Source organism: Desulfuromonas sp. TF (assembly GCF_000472285.1).
Classification (GTDB): Bacteria; Desulfobacterota; Desulfuromonadia; order Desulfuromonadales; family ATBO01; genus ATBO01.
The window spans coordinates 435,786-452,378 of sequence record NZ_KI421413.1 but is presented as its reverse complement, the minus strand read 5'-3'; the positions used below and the strand labels follow the sequence as shown (position 1 = coordinate 452,378).

At 58.1% G+C, this 16,593-nt stretch carries 15 protein-coding genes; 12 read left to right on the top strand and 3 right to left on the bottom strand.

Annotated features, from left to right (window positions below):
* Positions 1-195 precede the first annotated feature (195 nt).
* Entirely contained in the window at positions 196-1,758 is a 1,563-nt protein-coding gene (locus tag DTF_RS0104675; protein ID WP_162148592.1) for an ATP-binding protein, read from the bottom strand.
* Positions 1,759-1,941: 183 nt separating this feature from the next.
* Between DTF_RS0104675 and DTF_RS0104670 the strand changes: the two genes are divergently transcribed.
* The 8 genes from DTF_RS0104670 to yqeB all read left to right on the top strand — a co-directional run bounded on the left by DTF_RS0104670 (position 1,942) and on the right by yqeB (position 10,004).
* Positions 1,942-3,651, top strand: a complete 1,710-nt coding sequence (locus DTF_RS0104670) for an HAD hydrolase family protein (protein ID WP_027714375.1) — start codon at positions 1,942-1,944, stop codon at positions 3,649-3,651.
* Positions 3,652-3,895: 244 nt separating this feature from the next.
* Positions 3,896-4,045, top strand: coding sequence for a hypothetical protein (locus tag DTF_RS26405; protein ID WP_155890719.1), 150 nt, complete (start codon positions 3,896-3,898; stop codon positions 4,043-4,045).
* 128 nt (positions 4,046-4,173) lie between these two features.
* The gene (locus DTF_RS0104660; RefSeq protein ID WP_027714374.1) at positions 4,174-4,593 is read left to right on the top strand and encodes a MarR family winged helix-turn-helix transcriptional regulator; all 420 of its coding nucleotides are present in this window, start codon (positions 4,174-4,176) and stop codon (positions 4,591-4,593) included.
* A gap of 71 nt (positions 4,594-4,664) precedes the next feature.
* Positions 4,665-5,534, top strand: coding sequence for a xanthine dehydrogenase family protein subunit M (locus tag DTF_RS0104655; RefSeq protein WP_027714373.1), 870 nt, complete (start codon positions 4,665-4,667; stop codon positions 5,532-5,534).
* An 11-nt stretch (positions 5,535-5,545) separates the two neighbouring features.
* Positions 5,546-6,061: a (2Fe-2S)-binding protein gene (locus tag DTF_RS0104650; RefSeq protein ID WP_035055635.1), complete on the top strand. Its 516-nt coding sequence runs from the start codon at positions 5,546-5,548 to the stop codon at positions 6,059-6,061.
* Between the two features lie 12 nt (positions 6,062-6,073).
* A complete protein-coding gene (gene hcrA, locus DTF_RS0104645; RefSeq protein ID WP_027714371.1) occupies positions 6,074-8,401 on the top strand; it encodes a 4-hydroxybenzoyl-CoA reductase subunit alpha in 2,328 nt (775 codons plus the stop codon).
* A 33-nt stretch (positions 8,402-8,434) separates the two neighbouring features.
* Positions 8,435-9,196 carry an XdhC family protein gene (locus DTF_RS0104640; RefSeq protein ID WP_027714370.1) on the top strand — a complete coding sequence of 254 codons (762 nt, stop codon included), beginning with the start codon at positions 8,435-8,437 and terminating at the stop codon, positions 9,194-9,196.
* 1 nt (position 9,197) lies between these two features.
* On the top strand, positions 9,198-10,004 hold the full coding sequence (gene yqeB, locus DTF_RS0104635) for a selenium-dependent molybdenum cofactor biosynthesis protein YqeB (RefSeq protein WP_027714369.1): 807 nt from the start codon (positions 9,198-9,200) through the stop codon (positions 10,002-10,004).
* A gap of 34 nt (positions 10,005-10,038) precedes the next feature.
* Here the strand turns inward: yqeB and DTF_RS21920 are convergent, their stop codons facing one another.
* Complete coding sequence (locus tag DTF_RS21920; protein ID WP_051360902.1) at positions 10,039-10,359, bottom strand: carboxymuconolactone decarboxylase family protein; 321 nt, start codon at positions 10,357-10,359, stop codon at positions 10,039-10,041.
* Between the two features lie 228 nt (positions 10,360-10,587).
* Between DTF_RS21920 and yqeC the strand changes: the two genes are divergently transcribed.
* The 3 genes from yqeC to glgC all read left to right on the top strand — a co-directional run bounded on the left by yqeC (position 10,588) and on the right by glgC (position 13,549).
* Positions 10,588-11,376 (top strand): selenium cofactor biosynthesis protein YqeC, encoded by a 789-nt coding sequence (gene yqeC, locus DTF_RS0104625; RefSeq protein WP_027714368.1) that lies wholly within the window; start codon positions 10,588-10,590, stop codon positions 11,374-11,376.
* Positions 11,373-11,987 carry a molybdenum cofactor cytidylyltransferase gene (gene mocA / locus DTF_RS0104620; RefSeq protein ID WP_035055633.1) on the top strand — a complete coding sequence of 205 codons (615 nt, stop codon included), beginning with the start codon at positions 11,373-11,375 and terminating at the stop codon, positions 11,985-11,987. Before yqeC ends, mocA begins: the two co-directional genes overlap by 4 nt.
* 320 nt (positions 11,988-12,307) lie before the next feature.
* Positions 12,308-13,549 (top strand): glucose-1-phosphate adenylyltransferase, encoded by a 1,242-nt coding sequence (gene glgC / locus DTF_RS0104615; protein WP_027714367.1) that lies wholly within the window; start codon positions 12,308-12,310, stop codon positions 13,547-13,549.
* A gap of 134 nt (positions 13,550-13,683) precedes the next feature.
* Here glgC and ptsP read toward each other — a convergent pair whose 3' ends face one another.
* Positions 13,684-16,026 carry a phosphoenolpyruvate--protein phosphotransferase gene (gene ptsP / locus DTF_RS0104610; RefSeq protein ID WP_027714366.1) on the bottom strand — a complete coding sequence of 781 codons (2,343 nt, stop codon included), beginning with the start codon at positions 16,024-16,026 and terminating at the stop codon, positions 13,684-13,686.
* Positions 16,027-16,313: 287 nt separating this feature from the next.
* Here ptsP and DTF_RS26400 point away from each other — a divergent pair, with 287 nt between their 5' ends.
* Positions 16,314-16,574, top strand: coding sequence for a hypothetical protein (locus DTF_RS26400; protein ID WP_155890718.1), 261 nt, complete (start codon positions 16,314-16,316; stop codon positions 16,572-16,574).
* Positions 16,575-16,593 lie beyond the last annotated feature (19 nt).

Genomic DNA, 16,593 nt, shown 5'->3' with positions numbered 1-16,593 from the left:
GGGGTAAAATGAACTCTATATCACGATAATAGCACGCGCCCCGAAGTGCCCACTGCCGGCCTGCAGTGTGCTAAGGGGGTATTTACCAGGATCAGTTCAATTTTCCGGACAGTATTCGGCTTCATGGTAAAGAACCATATCAGAAGGGTACAAAATTTTCAAGACGAATAAATTGGAAATCTCAAACGCTTCTAGTTATAGCACTTCCGAAGCATCGACCATTGTTTCAAACCAGAACGTGCAACCCCCGCCTGGTGTCTCTTCCATCCAAGCCTCTCCCCCGTAGAGACGAGCGATCTTCTGGACTGTGGCAAGCCCAATCCCGGTGCCCATCGATTTTTTTCCGGAGTCTCCACGGAAAAAGGCTTCAAAGATACGATCGCGCTCTGCCGGCGGAATTCCCCGGCCGTGATCGCGAACGAAATAGCGCACCCGTCGTCCCTGGCGCTCCCCTCCCACTTCGATGGGCCCGCCCATCGGGCCAGCATATCGCAGCGCGTTTCCAATCAGGTTTTCGAAGACCTGGTAGAGGAGTGACTTCGGAACGTGTGTGGCGGGCAATTCCTCTTTCTTTACTGAATGCCCAGAACTAGCGATTAAGCTTCCCAGGTCGAACAAAACATCATTCAACACCTCAAAGGCGTCAATCGGTTCCGCTGATCGCTCGATTCGTCCAATCCTAGCTAGGTCCAAGAGATCCTCCATCAGAGCAAGCATCCGTCTTGCCTGCTTTTCTATCTCAACCAAAATGTCCAAACCTTTGTCATCCAACTGTTCCCGGTAGTTCTCTCGGAGAAATTCCGAGAACCCGATGATGGGGGTCAGTGGTGTGCGCAAATCGTGGGACACCGTGTAGACGAACGCATCCAATTCCCGATTTGTCGCTTCGAGCTTTTCCACGGCCTCTTTGCGTTTGCTGATATCCCGGATACTGGCGCGGATGCCGAGGTATTCTTTTTCTACGTTGAAAATCGGCTGCCAGGAAGCGGCTACCCACAACACTGAACCGTTTTTTTTACAAATGCGAAAATGTATATTATTATCAGAAGTTCGCTTCGAAAAGCTTTGAAGACAACCCTTGGCGTCAGTTTCCCGGTCTTCTTCATGGATCAGAGTTCGCGGGAAGTCAGGCATATTTAGGCATTCCTCTGGGGAGTACCCGGTGATCCGCAGTACGGAAGGATTGGTCCAGAGCAGGCGTCCATCCGGAGCCAGCCAGTATTCCCAGTCGAAGGTGTAGTTGGCGATTACCTGAAAGCGTTCCTCGCTTATTCGGAGCGCCTCGGTTACCCGACGGCGTTCGATCTCCGTCGCGGCCCGCACCGAGAATACGGACAGCACCATTTCCATCCGATTCATTGTTCTTATCGGCAGTCGGCCTATGACCGCCATAAACCCCAGGGTTTTCCCGCCCGAATCTAAAAGAGGCACACCAAGGAGGCTCTCCGCCTCTAGTCTCGCCAACAGTGGATCTTGGGGAAATTCCTGACGCACCTTTTCAGGATACCGACAGACCCCCTTTTCGAGAACTTTCCCCCATACCGTTTCTGAGCACGGAACCTCTTGTATTTCTGTCGCCATTTCCTTTGGGTATGCGGCGATGATTTTAATTCGTTCCGGTGAGTCTTCAGCCACCTCACCCAGTAAGACTGAATCGATATCCAAGGCTTTGGCGAAAAGCTCGCACAACAAGTAGAGAAATTCTTCGCCACTTGTCGCAGAGAATCCCTGGACGATTTTCTGATATAAATCTTCCACCGCGACCTCCTCAGTGGGACAAGGGCTCGTGTCCGGGACCCTCATCCCGCCTTTTCAACTGGCGATGGATTGGCCATCCATTAATGAAAACCATCGGATGCTGTCTCGCCGCCAACTTTAAAAAAACAACAGCAATGATACTGTGTACCCTATAAATTCTAGTCCGCTGAGGAGCATTCATCAATGCGTTATCTTGCCCTGGTTACAGATTACGACAACACCCTGGCAAAAGACGGTCGGGTGACGGATTCGGTGGTAGCGAAGCTCAGGGAACTGAGGGACTCCGGTCGACGAGTCCTTCTGGTGACGGGACGTCGGATCGATGACCTCCTTACCGTCTGCGGTTGCATCGACTGTTTCGATTATGTGGTCGCAGAAAACGGAGCCGTTCTTTACGAACCGAAAACACGCGAGAGCATCCTCCTGGCTGAACCGCCTCCGGAGCATTTCATTGTCGCTTTGCAGAACCGAGGCGTATGTCCACTTGAGGTGGGTAAAGTGATAGTCGCTACCCATGTGCCTCATGTGGAGACGGTTATGGAGACGATTCAAAAGTTCGGCCTGGAACTGCAGGTGATTTTCAACAGGGGGGCGGTGATGGTTCTCCCTTCCGGCGTAAACAAAGCGAGCGGGGTGAAGTATGCACTTCGTCTTCTGGGCATGTCTCCTCATGAGGTTGTCGGCGTCGGGGATGCGGAAAACGATCATTCCTTTCTCCGCTTATCGGAATGCGCAGTAGCCGTCGCCAACGCAATTGACTCCATCAAGGCCATTGCTGCCTTTGTGACGGACGGGGAGACCGGTGAAGGCATCTCCGAACTCATTGATGAACTTATCACCAACGATCTGGAACCCATTGATACAAAGCTGGCCCATCATCACATCGCCCTGGGAACTCGCTTGGATGGAACCATGGTATGGTTACCCCCGTATGGTCGAAATATCTTGGTTGCTGGTCCCTCCGGAAGCGGTAAGACCACACTCTCGTCCGGGTTTATCGAACGCCTGGCAGAACAATTCTATCAAGTATGTATCCTCGATCCCGAAGGGGACTATACCAGTCTGCAAAACGTCGTCACCATCGGAGACCAGCGACATGCGCCCAGCGTGGAGGAGGTGTTAGCCATCCTGCGAGACCCTGATGTCCACGTCAATGTCAATCTGCTAGGTGTCAAGCTATCAGACCGCCCCCACTATTTCGCCGAACTATTGCCCAATCTCCAGGCCATGCGCATCCATACGGGCCGGCCACATTGGATTGTTGTGGATGAGGCTCACCATCTGTTGCCGTCGACATGGGGACACGCCGCCCGTGGCCTGCCGCAACGGCTAGGAGAGACCATGCTCATCACGATGAACCCTGCCCATCTGGCACCTCTCACCCTCGCCCTTGTTGATGTGGTTCTCGCCGTTGGCCCATCGGCGAACGTCACCCTGAAGCTGTTCACAGAAGCGCTCAAAAAACCACCCGTGGAAATTGACTCCCTCCTCTCGGGAGAGGGTGATGTGGTTTGCTGGTTCGTTCAGGGTGGGCAGGACCCTTTTCCAATGCAAGTTATTCGTGGCCAGGCCGAACGGATTCGGCATCACCGAAAGTACGCGGAGGGAGATGTCAGGTACAACAGTTTTTACTTCCGCGGTCCTTATGGAAAGCAAAACCTGAAAGCACAGAACCTGTTCATTTTTTCCCAACTCGCCGAGGGGGTCGACGAGGAGACCTGGCTTTACCACCTCCAACGGGGGGATTACTCCCGATGGTTCCGGGAGGTGATCAAGGATGAAAGTCTTGCGGGGGAGGCCCGAATAACTGAGATGAGAAAAGACCTTTCATCTTGGGACAGCCGGCGCCTCATTTGCGAAGCTATCGACAAAAGATATACCCTGCCAGAATAAAATTGTACGGTTATCAACTTTGACTCAAATGACTACTGCCTTCCACCAATGACGAATGCCCGGTAACAAGATTCTTGCATTTGTCGTTTACAACCGAAGTTCTAAAGCCTGCAGGATAAGTTTGTTCAATAAATCACAAATTATCGGATCCCTAAGAGATTGCTTTACAACCCGTCCGATAATTTGTCCTACAACCCAGTCCCAGATATCCTAAGGATCTTCAGGCAGTCTAGACTTCGCATTCATGAACTTCTACCGCTTCCTCAAATACAAGGTCGAAGGCAATTCCCTCCTCAAGGGGGAAGACAGCTGGTACCGGATATCCGATGCGGATGAAAAGCCGCTCTGGGCCGTTCTTGCATCCTCGACCCCCGCCCACTGCTGGCTGCCATGATTCTGCTGCAGGAGCAGACCGTCCGGCTGGATCAGAGTGTCGCGGGGTGAAGAGTGGTGATGGGTAAAAAATTATATAGCTTGACACACGTTGTCCGCTATATTACCTTGTATGCGAGGTAACGACATATGATCAGTTTTCGAGACAATATTGTTTTTTTGATCGCCAAGGCCCATCAGCAGGCCCAGGGGTTTCTGAAGGGGCAGCTCAAGACTTTTGGCCTGACTCCCGTACAGTGCCTTCTGGTGGAATCCCTTTGGGAAGAGGAGGGGCTTTCGGTGGGGGAGATCGGCCGGCGGCTCGTTCTGGATACGGCCACGCTGGCAGGTGTTCTGGATCGGATGGTCAACGCAGGCTGGGTCCGGCGGGAGGTCGATTCGGAGGACGCCCGGGTGGCTCGGGTGTTCCTGACCGAAAAAGCCCGGGAGGCGACAGCCGAACTGGCAACGACCATCGGTTCCACGAATAACGAACTGCTCAACAAGTTCTCCCTGGAGGAGAAGGTGCTCTTCAAGCGTTTTCTGCGTGACATTCACAATTATGATTGATTTTTCTTTTTGTGGGAAAATATATCGTATGCTAGATAAAGATCTCTTACTTCAGCCAAGGGAGATGACCGATGTATCTGCCGGATTTTGAGTATCATGCCCCGGGGTCTGTGGCCGAGGCCTGCACCCTTCTCGCCGAGTTCGGGGAAAAGGCCGCGGTGCTGGCCGGGGGAACGGATGTCCTCCACAAGATGAAGGTGGGCAAGCTGGCCCCGGATCACCTGGTCTCGTTGAAACATCTGGATGAGCTGCGGGAGATCCGCTATGAGACGGGCCGCGGCGTCGTCATCGGCGGACTGGCCACCCATGGCAGCCTCTACACCTCCGCACTGCTGCAGGAGCGCTATCTTTCGATCCCGATGGCGGCTCATACAATGGCGTCGAACCAGATCTGCAATCTCGGCACCGTGGGAGGCAACATCGTCAACGGGGTCCCTTCGGCGGACCTGCCTCCCATCCTGATCGCGCTTCAGGCCACCATAAAACTGGTCTCCGCGAGCGGCGAACGGAGCATGCCTCTGGAAGAATTTTTCTGCGGATCGGCCCAGACCGTGCTTGAGCGGGGGGAGATCCTCACGGAGATAACCATTCCCGATCAGGACACCACCGGCAGCACCTACATCAAGTTCGGCCTGCGCCGCAGCGGAGCGCTGGCGGTGGTCGGAGTCGCCGCCGCGGTCACCGTTGAGAACGACACGCTGCTGGACGCCCGGATCGTGCTGGCCTCCGCCGCGCCGACGGTGATGCGGGCCCGGGAGGCCGAGGACTACCTGCGGGGCCGCAAGATCAGCGACGAGGCCCTGGCCAAAGCCGGTGAGCTCGCCGCCGCGGCGAGCCGCCCCCGGGACAGCATCCGCGGTTCGGCCGAGTACCGGAGAAATCTGGTGGAGGTGCTCACCAGGCGCACCCTGCGCAAGGCCGTCGACGAAGGACACGTGTGAGGAGGTAAATGATGTCTCAAGTGATAACTGGCAAGGACGGGGTGAAGCGGTACCTGATCACCCTCAACGTCAACGGCGATGCGCACACCGTGCTGGTCAAGGGCAACGCCATCCTGACCAACGTTTTACGCGATCAGCTCGATCTCACCGGGACCAAGAAGGGGTGCGAGCTCGGCGATTGCGGCTCCTGCACCGTGCTCCTTGACGGCAAGCCCGTCGACTCCTGCCTGGTGCTGGCGGTAGAGGCCGACGGCAGGGAAATCACCACCATCGAGGGGGTGGCCGCCAATAACGAACTCGACGCCATTCAGCAGTCGATGATCAACCACGCCGCCGTACAGTGCGGGTACTGCACCCCGGGGATGGTCCTTTCGGCCAAGGCCCTTCTGACCAACAATCCTCATCCCACCGAACCGGAGGTGCGCGAGGCCATCGCCGGCAACCTCTGCCGCTGCACCGGGTACGTCCACATTGTCGAGGCCGTCCTGGCCGCCTCTCAGGGGCGCCTGGCTCCTGCCGAGCACTAAGGAGAATCCACGATGAGCGACAATCACAAAGTTATCGGCCGCAGCGTTCCGCGCATCGACGGGCCGGAGAAGGTCACCGGGGCAGCGAAGTATACAGGGGACCTGAAGTTCCCCAACATGCTCTTCGGCAAGATTTTGACCAGCCCCCACGCCCACGCCCGGATTCTCTCCATCGACACCTCCGAGGCGGAGAAGCTCCCGGGGGTCAAGGCCGTGATCACGCACAAGGACGTACCGGATAAGAAGTACGGCCTGAGCCCGGCCCGCTGGGACGAGAATATCTTCTGCATCGACAAGGTGCGGTTCGTCGGCGACAAGGTCGCCGCGGTGGCCTGTCTCGACGAGGAGACCTGCTACAAGGCTCTCAAGCTCATCAAGGTGGAGTACGAAGAGCTGCCGGCGGTCCTCGACTTCCGCACTGCCATGGACGAGGGGCAGCCTCTGGTTCATGAGGAGTACGAGCGCAACATCAACACCGAGATCCATCAGGAATTCGGCGACGTGGAGAAGGCTTTCGCCGAGGCCCATCACGTGCGCACCGATGTCTTTATCGGCCAGCGAACCTACCAGTCACCCATCGAGCCCCACTCGGCCATTTCCATGTGGGATGGGAGCAAGCTCACCATCTACTCGAGCACCCAGTCCCCCCACTACTTCCAGTACTACATCTCCCGCCAGTTCGATCTGCCCATGGGCGACGTGCGCATCATCAAGCCCTATCTGGGCGGCGGCTTCGGGGGCAAGCTCGAGCCGACGGGACTGGAGTTCGCCGGGGCGGTGCTGGCCCGGATCACCAGCCGGCCTGTGCGCATGTTCTATGATCGGGCCGAGATGTTCGCCCACAACCGGGGGCGACACGCCCAGTACATGGAAATCACCACCGGGGTCGACAAGAACGGCAAGATCCTCGCCGCCCACGCCAACTTCATGATGGACGGCGGAGCCTACACCAGCCTGGGGATCGCCACGGCCTACTATGCCGGGGCGCTTCTGCCGATGACCTACGAGTTCGACAACTTCAAGTTCGACATGTATCGGGTCTACACCAACCTGCCGGCCTGCGGCGCCCAGCGAGGCCACGGAGCGCCCCAGCCCAAGTACGCCTTCGAGAGCCACCTGGATAACGTCGCCGCGGATCTTGGGATCGACCCCATGGACATCCGCCTCGTCAACGCCCGCCGTCCCGATACGGTTACGCCCAACGATTTCCGGGTCAATTCCTGCAAGATGCGTGAGTGTCTGGAGCGGGCACGGGAAATCTCCGGGTGGGACGAGAAGAAGAAAAATCTTCCTCACGGACGGGGGATAGGAGTCGCCACCGGCAGTTTCGTCACCGGCGCGGGCTATCCCATTTACCGTACCGATCTCCCGCACGCCGCGGCCTTCATCAAGGTCCACGAAGACGGGACGGCGGCCACCCTCTATTCCGGCTCGGTGGACCTTGGCCAGGGTTCGGACACGATCCTCTGCCAGATGGCGGCCGAGGCGATGGGGTACCGCTACGAGCAGATGAAGATCGTTGCCGCCGACACCGAGATCACCCCCCTTGACCTCGGGGCCTACGCCAGCCGCCAGACCTATATGTCGGGCGCCGCCGTCAAGCAGGCCGGCGAAGAGATCAAGAAGCAGCTCCTTGAGATGGCTTCAACCATGTTCTCCCTGCCGATCGATGATCTGGATTGTGAGGACGGAGTGGTCTTCTCCAAATCCCGGAGCGACAAGACCCTCACCTTTGAAGAGGTGGCGCGCAGACATTTCGTCCTCAAGGGCCCGCTCCTCGGCAAGGGGTCCTATACCCCGCCCAGGCTGGGGGGCAAGTTCAAGGGGGCCGCCGTGGGGACCTCGCCGGCTTACAGCTTCGGCGCCCAGGTGGGTGAGGTGGCGATCGACGAGGAGACCGGCGAAATCTCGGTGGTCGGCATCTGGGATGTGCACGACTGTGGCAAGGTGATCAATCCCCGCCTGCTGCACGGCCAGGTGCACGGCGCGCTCTATATGGGGATGGGAGAGTCGGTCTGGGAAGAGGTCCTCTTCGACGACAAGGGGAGGATCAAGAACGCCGAGCTTGCGAATTACCGCGTGCTCACCGCCATGGACATGCCGCCCGTTCACTCGGAAGTGGTGGACAGTCGTGAACCGGGCGCTCCCTGGGGGGTCAAGGAGATCGGGGAGGGGTCCACCAACCCGACTCTGGGGATGTTCTCCAACGCCATCTTCGATGCCATGGGGGTCCGGGTGAACAGCCTGCCGCTCACCTACGAGAAGGTCTGGCGGGCGCTGAAAGAGAAGCGCGAGCGGGAAGAGGCCGAGGAAAAGAAGGACGCTTCCGGAGGGGCGTAACAGCCGACCGGCAACGGATCAAGGGGGTAAGGCATGTGGGACTGGATCGGGAAACTTGACGAATTGCGCCGCCAGGGGCAGCTGGCCGTCCTTGTGACGGTCACCAGGAGCGCCGGGTCGACCCCACGCAAGCAGGGCGCCAAGATGATCGTCCTGCCCGACGGAAAATTTTACGGGACGATCGGCGGGGGATCGGTGGAGCAGTACGCCCTCGAAGAGGCCAGGACCTGTCTGGAGGAGGCGCACTCCACCACCATGGAGGTCCCCCTGAAGCAGATGGGTGAATTCCCCGCCTGCGGCGGAACGATGGAGATGTATATGGAAGTCGTCAACTACAATCCCACCCTCTACCTGTTCGGCGCCGGCCACATCGGGCAGGCCCTGTGCCGGGTGCTCGAAGGGACCCCCTTCCGCACCCATCTGATCGACGAGCGCGACGAGTGGATCAACGCCCCGGAGATTCCCCGCAGCACGATCCGCCACCAGTGCCACTACAGCGACTTCATCCAGAAAGCCAACTGGTGCGACAAACAGTCGTTCGTCACAATCGTCACCTTCAACGGCGCGGTCGACCAGCAGATTCTCGAGGAGGTTCTCCCACATCCCACCCGCTACGTCGGAATGATCGGGAGCAAGGGCAAATGGGGCAGAATCCAGAAAAATCTGACGGAGAACGGCTTCGACCTCTCCAGGGTGCGCTGCCCCATCGGCCACGACAACGGCGGCGACTCCCCGCAGGAGATCGCCATCAGCATCGCCAGCCAGCTTCTGGCCACCTACCACGGGCGCGAATGACATGGATAAAGCGCTGAAGGAGCGCCTGATTCTCATCAGGGGAGGCGGCGAGATGGCCACGGGCGTGGCCTGCAGCCTTTACCGCGCCAACTTCCGGCGGATACTCATGCTTGAAATCCCTTCCCCTCTGGCCATCAGGCGGAGGGTCTCCTTCTGCGAGACGATTCATGAGAAGAGCGTGACCGTGGAGGGGATCGAAGCGGTGCGGGTTTCCGGAGAGTCGGAGGTGAAGCAGGCCTGGGCCGGGGGGAAAATCGCCGTGGCGGTGGACCCTGAAGGAGAGAGCATCGGCCTCTACCGTCCGGATCTGCTCGTGGATGCCACCCTGGCCAAACGCAACCTGGGGATCTCCATAACCGACGCGCCGATGGTGGTTGCGCTCGGCCCCGGCTTCACGGCGGGCAGAGACTGTCACGTAGTGGTCGAGACCAACCGGGGGCACGATCTCGGCCGGTTGATCACCGCCGGCACGGCCGAGGCGGATACCGGCATCCCCGGCAATATCGGCGGCTACAGGGGGAGAGGGGTGGTGCGCGCCCGCAGCGGCATCTTCACCACCGGCAAAGAGATCGGCGACCCGATCCGCAAGGGGGATGTCATCGGAATGGTCGGTACGGCCGAGGTGACCGCAACTATCGACGGTATCCTGCGCGGTCTCATCAGGCCCGGCTCCAGTGTCGCCACTGGGCTCAAGATCGGGGATATCGACCCGCGGGGGGAAGCGGGGTACTGCGACACCGTCTCAGAGAAAGCCCGGGCGCTGGGCGGGGCCGTGCTCGAGGCGATGCTATCCGTTTACAACGCGTAAGCCCTATCACTACCGTTATCTTAACCACCCCGCCTCACTTTGCCTCCCCCTCCATTTTCTTGAAAATTCGATAGGATTCCATGAAGTTCGGGAACCCGGTGGTCTGCATAAGCAGGAGCAGCGTCTGTTTGATTTCATCGTCTGTCGCCCCTGCCTCTCTCGCCTTGGTGATATGCGTCTCAAGGGCCGACAGGTGGCGGCTCGCCCCCGAAATGGCCACCTTCAACAACCAGCGAACCTTTTCCGGAAGCGGTCCGGTTTTTTCATGGATTTCGATGCCCAGATTCTCGTGTCCGGCGTAGACCTCCGGAAAATCTGCCTTGAAGCTGGTGAACACCTCGTGAAGATCTTTCATAAACTCTCCTCTCATGTAAAGAGATGATGAAAATCACCATAAAATATCCTATATTTATAGGCGACTTTGCCTGCGTGTCAATATTGACGAAATCGTAAAAAATCTTTTATCACCGCCGAGGTCGCAGAGATCGCGGAGGAAACCTTTTGATTCGATAGTTTTTCTCCGCGCACTCCGCGTTCTCTGCGGTAAGTGTCTGGAGTTTAGAAAATCCGAGCAGAGGCACCCATGATACTTTTTGAAGAGATACTGGATCTTAGAGCGCGGGGGGTGGTGAGCTTTGTCGGCGGAGGGGGCAAGACGAGTCTGATGTTCCATCTGGCCCGGCAGCTCGCCCGATCGGGACGACGGGTCCTGACCACGACCACGACCAAGATTTTCGTCCCCACGCCCGACCAGTCTCCAACGGTCCTCGTCAGTGCCGAGCCCCGGGAAGTCCTGCGCCAGCTCGAATTGTGCGATTCCGCCGTCCGGCACGTGACCGCCGCGGCGGCGCTCCTGTCTGATGGCGGCAAGCTCAAGGGTTTCGACCCCGAGGCGATCAGCCGTTTCGAGGAATCGGATCTTTTCGACTGGATCCTGGTGGAGGCGGACGGATCAGCCCGGCGCCCTCTCAAGGCTCCCGCCGAGCATGAACCTGTCATCCCAGCTTGCACCACAGTTCTGGTTGCCGTAGCGGGTCTCGAAGTCCTCGGCAGCCCTTTGAACGAGGATCTGGTCTTCCGCTCCGCACTCGCCGCAGAGTTGATGGAGCTCGCCGAGGGGGAAACCGTAACCGCGGCCGCCCTGGCCGCCCTCTTCGCCCATTCCAGGGGGGCCTTCAAAGGGTCCCCGTCCCGGGCCCGACGTTTCATCTTTCTCAACAAGGCCGACACCCCCGGACGGATAGAAGGAGGCGCACGGATCGCCGAACTGCTTCGCCGAAGCCCAAGTCCCATCGCCGAGGCCCTGATCGTCGGTCAGGCCCTGGGCGGCATCCGCGTTCACGCCGTGCACCCCCTGGCGGTGGGATCGTGAGCCGCGCCCCGCAGGTGGCCGGGATCGTCCTGGCGGCAGGCGCAAGCTCCCGTATGGGAAGGACCAAGCAGCTTCTTCTATTCCGGGGCCAGACCATCCTTGAATGCGTGGTCGACAATGCCCTCGCCTCCCGACTGCAACGGGTCATCGTGGTTCTCGGCCATGAGGCCGAGGTGCTCGAACCCCTGCTGAAAAACCGGGCGGTGACCGTCGTGCGCAACCCCCGTTACAACCGGGGTCAGAGCACATCGCTCAAGGCCGGCCTGCGAATGCTCCGGAAAGAGAGTGCGGCCGCCCTTTTCCTCCTTGGCGACCAGCCCCTCATTACCCCGGAGATCATCGACCGGATCATCGCTGCCTACGAAACCTCACGCAGCCCCATCGTTCTCCCCGTCTTTGAAGGCCGTCGGGGCAACCCGGTCCTGTTCGCCCGAGAGACTTTTGCCCGCATTGCGGAGCTCAGCGAAGACTGCGGTGCCCGTCCCCTGTTCCTGGAGTATGCCGAACGCATCCTCAAGGTGCCCGTTGCAGATCCCGCAATTCACCTGGATATCGACACCGAAGAGGACTACTTGAGGCTGCTGAGGGAACACCAGCCCCATGCCGAATGAAACTGAAACCTGGAAACGCTCACTTCGCAGGTGGCTGGAATCCCGTGATCCCTCTCCGTGAACTCCTGTTTCGTTTGAAAAATGGCCACTCGATTTATTTCGGGCGGCCATTTTATTTTCTTTCTTAACTTTGCCGTGCTTATAAGAACTCTAATCACAGATTCCTGTTTTATTTTGTACCGCATTTGACCCCTGCTTGCTTTTAATTCAGGTTTTGTCAAAATCTAGAGACTGTCAGCTTTACGAATTTCTGAAAAATTCGGCTTCCAAATTAGGTCGACAAGGGTCAATTATAAGCAAATTAACAGGGAGAAACGCCTATGTATCCGGTTGACAACGTGGGTAGAAATACCATCGCTATGGTTCTGGCAGGAGGCAAGGGGGAACGACTCGGTCCATTGACCCGGCGCAGGGCCAAGCCCGGCCTTGCTTTTGGAGGGAAATACAAGATCATCGACTTCGTCCTCTCCAACCTTTTTAACTCCGGCATCAAAAAGGTTTATATTCTCACCCAGTACCGGGCCTACTCGCTGAACAAGCACATCCGGGAATCCTGGGGCAAGTGGACGGGGCTGGGCGAGTTCTACGTGGACATTTCTCCTGAAACCAGCAGCGAAAGCGAGGAGTGGTTCAAAGGGACGGCCGATGCAATCCTGCAATATCTGCGCTTTGTCGAATCGACCGATGCGGATTACGTGGCTGTCTTCGGCGGCGACCACATCTACAAAATGGACGTGACCCAGATGATCAATTACCACAGGATGAACCGGGCTGACATCACCATTGCCGCCCTGGAGGTGCCGGTGGAGGAAGCGATCCGATTCGGGGTTTTTTCGGTGGACGAAGATTCCCGAATCATCGGATTTGATGAAAAACCTGCGGTCCCGGAACGGATTCCGGGGCGCGACACGTGCTTCGCCTCCATGGGCAACTATATCTTTCCCACCCGGAAACTGATTGAAGTGCTGCAGGAGGGGAAAAAACATCATGCGGATCTGGATTTCGGCAAGCATGTGATCCCGATGATGCTGGATAAGGGGGACCGGGTCTTTGCCTACAATTTCAACGATAATACGATCCCCGGGATGAAAACAGAGGAGCGAGGCTACTGGCGGGATGTAGGGACTCTCGACTCTTATTATGAAGCGAATATGGACCTCGTCAATATCTCGCCGCAGTTGAATCTCTACAACTACAAGTGGCCCATCCTGACCAACCAGGGAAACCTCCCGCCCGCCAAGACAGTTTTTGACGAGGACACCCGCCGCGGGCAGAACATCGACTCCTACGTCTGCGCAGGCTGCATCACCAGCGGAAGCACGGTCCGACGCTCTATCCTCGGACCGCGCTGCAAGATCAACAGCTACAGCCTGGTCGAAGACTCCATCCTCTTCGAAAACGTCACCGTCGGCCGGCATGTCAAGATCCGCAAAGCGATCATCGACAAGAATGTGGTCATTCCGGACGACGCGGAGATTGGCTACGACCTGAAGGCGGACCGAGACAACGGGTACACGGTGACCGACTCCGGAATTGTAGTGGTGCCGCGTATGGACAAATGACCCAGGGTCGTTTCTTTGGGCTGAGGATCTGACTTGCCTGGAGTCAAAGGCAGGAAGTCATGAGGGGATGCGAGGTATGATCATCGGGAACGGGAATGTTATGGACATGGTTGGTTAAGGGGTGAAAAGATGGTTCAGCGGGAGGATTCAATCCCGCCGAGAACCTTTACAAGGTAGGTCCGGATCTGGGCGCTGTCGCCCATGGTCAGCACCTCGCGGGCGGCCCGGCGCGCGACAGCGGAGGGGATGTCACGCAGCATGGCCTTGGTGCGGGGGATGAATGGGGCGGGCATGGAAAACTCGGTGATTCCCATTCCTACCAGAAGCAGGAAATTCAGCGGGTCCGAAGCCATCTCGCCGCACAGGCTGAGCCCCTTCCCCTGTTTCCGGGCCACTTCAATGACCTCAGCCAGCGCCTGGAGGACGGCCGGGTGCAGCGGGTCGTAATATTTGTTCACCAGCGGATTGTTGCGATCCGCGGCGAGCATGTACTGGATCAGGTCGTTGGTCCCCAGGGCGAAGAAGTCGACCATGAGGGCCAGCTTCGGCGCAAGGCGCACGGCGGCGGGGACCTCGATCATGACCCCGATGGGGATCTCGTCGGTGAAGGGGATCCCCTCGCTGCGGAGAGTCTCCCGGGCCTCGCCGACGACTTCCAGGCACGAGCGAAGCTCATCGAGTCCGGAGATCATCGGAAAGAGGAGCTTGACCTTGCCGTGCAGGCCGGCCATGAGGATGGCCTCGATCTGGGTGCGGAAGATGTCCCGGTTATCCAGGGACACCCTGACGGAACGCCAACCCATGAAGGGGTTTTCCTCCGGGGGCGGGCTGAAGTAGGGAAGGGCCTTGTCGCCGCCGATGTCCAGGGTGCGGATAGCCACCGGTTGTCCGCCGAAGCCTTCGATCACCTTGCGGTAGAGCTGGTACTGATCGTCGCGGTCGGGAAAGTCGCCTCGGGCCATGTAGGGGAACTCGGTGCGATAGAGTCCCACCCCTTCGGCGCCGTTGCGCAGAGCCACATTGACATCGCTCACCAGTCCGACGTTGGCCCGCAGCGTGATCCGTTTACCGTCGCTGGTCTCGGCGGGGAGGTCGCGGAACTCCTCGAGGCGGTGCAGCTCCCGGCTGCAGTCCTCCTCCAGGCGGCGGTATTCTTCGACGACATGCGGTGGAGGGTTGACGTACAGGTAGCCTGAATTGGCGTCCAGAATGATCTTTTCTTCGGGAGTGATGCCCTTGAGGGCTCCGCGGACTCCGACCAGGGCAGGGATGCCCAGCGATTTGGCCATGATGACAGCATGGGAGTTCTTCTCCCCGGCCTCTGTGACGATGCCGCGGAGCTGTTCATGGTCGAGGGCCGCCATATCTGACGGCAGAATCGTGCGGGCCACCAGAATGCCGGGGGACTTGAGAAGCAGCACCTGGTTCTCACGACCCGTCAGGTTCGCAAACAGACGCCGCCCGATGTCTTCCATATCCGCAGCCCGTTCCCGAAGATAAGGATCTTCCATCTTCTGGAAGGCCTCGATGTACCCGCCGACGATCTTCTCCAGAGCATACGGAGCACTGTGGCCGTCCTCGATTTCTCGCCGCAGCTTGTCCAGAAAACTGCGGTCTTCCAGGATCATAAGGTGCGTGTGGAAGATGGCGGCATCTTCCTGAGTCAATCGCTCGGCCACCCTTTTTTCCAGAAAGAGAGTCTGAATCCGGGTTTTCTCCAAGGCCTGTTCCAGGCGCTCCAGTTCCTCCTCTATGTGAACCATCCCCTCCTGGAGGATATCGGCGAACCCGAGGCGCTCATCCAGGACGTGCGCCGGACCGGAGACCAGACCGGGATAGGCGACGGTGCCGCGCAGGACCATCTCCCGGGTGCCGGTCGATGGTTGCCGACGGTCGATCAGGCTCTGTCTGGTTTTCTCCAACTCCCGGGCGAATCGGTTGCTCTCTTCCTCTTTTTGCCGGATGGAATCGAGGAGGCGGGCATTTATGACGATGGATGCAATCTGGAAGGCGATTGTCGAAAGGGCGCTGATCTCCTCGGCCCCGAACTGCCGGGTTTCCTTGGTCTGAATGACGATGACTCCAAGGGGTTTTTTGCGGTCGAGCAGGGGGATGCCGAGGAAGGAGTGAAAACGCTCTTCTCGGGTTTCTTTGAAGTAGCGGTAGCGTGGATGGCTCTGCGGTTCCTGGATGGACACGACGCGCCGCTCTTCCACCGCCAGGCCGGTGAGGCCTTCGCCGATGCGCAGTGTAACCTTACCGACAGCCTTGCGGGAGAGGCCTTTTGTGGCGCGCAGCCGCAGCGTCTCCTGGTCCTCCTCCAGAAGATAGATGGAGCACACTTCGGTGCGCATCCGTCTGGCGACCAGATCCACGATATTGTCCAGAGTCTCATCCAGATCGTGCGACTGAAGGATGAGGGCGCTGATATCCTCGAGGGTGGTGATGCCGAGCTGTTCTCTGGATCTTGGGGTCATGACGGATTTCCGGCTCGCGTGGGGGGCTAAAAATCACCTCATAATAGCGAAACGGCTCCGGTTTGGCCATAAAATAAAATTACAATCTCACGCAACGACGCTATAAGCGCAATGTAAAAACAGACCGATAGAATATATCACGGAACAGTAACAATACTTGTACAGCCAGCAATCTGATCAAGCAATAAGAAGTTCGTTGATTAACGAAGGTCGATGCGGTTAAAAAAACGCCGCCCGGGGGAGAGAGATCCCGGAACGGCGCAAAGGGGGCAGGATTCCGCTTTGAGTTGGAACGGCTGTTTTCCCCAACATGGGATTTTAATGAAGCAACGAGCGTGCCAAAATTTCAGTTCGTGGTCACTGAGTGGGAAACATTAGAAAAACAGCGGAGGCGGCAGCAAAAGTTGGAGACAGGTATCGCTCACGCGAAAACAGAAGGAGGGAGCGCATCGACAGAAGTGTGCCAGAAATGGCATGGGGGCTGGTTCTTGTCCGAGGGAAAAACCGGTCAGGCCAGCCATGCCGGTCTTTTGGTGCTGTGCCAGTAGAGACACATCGAAAGGAACT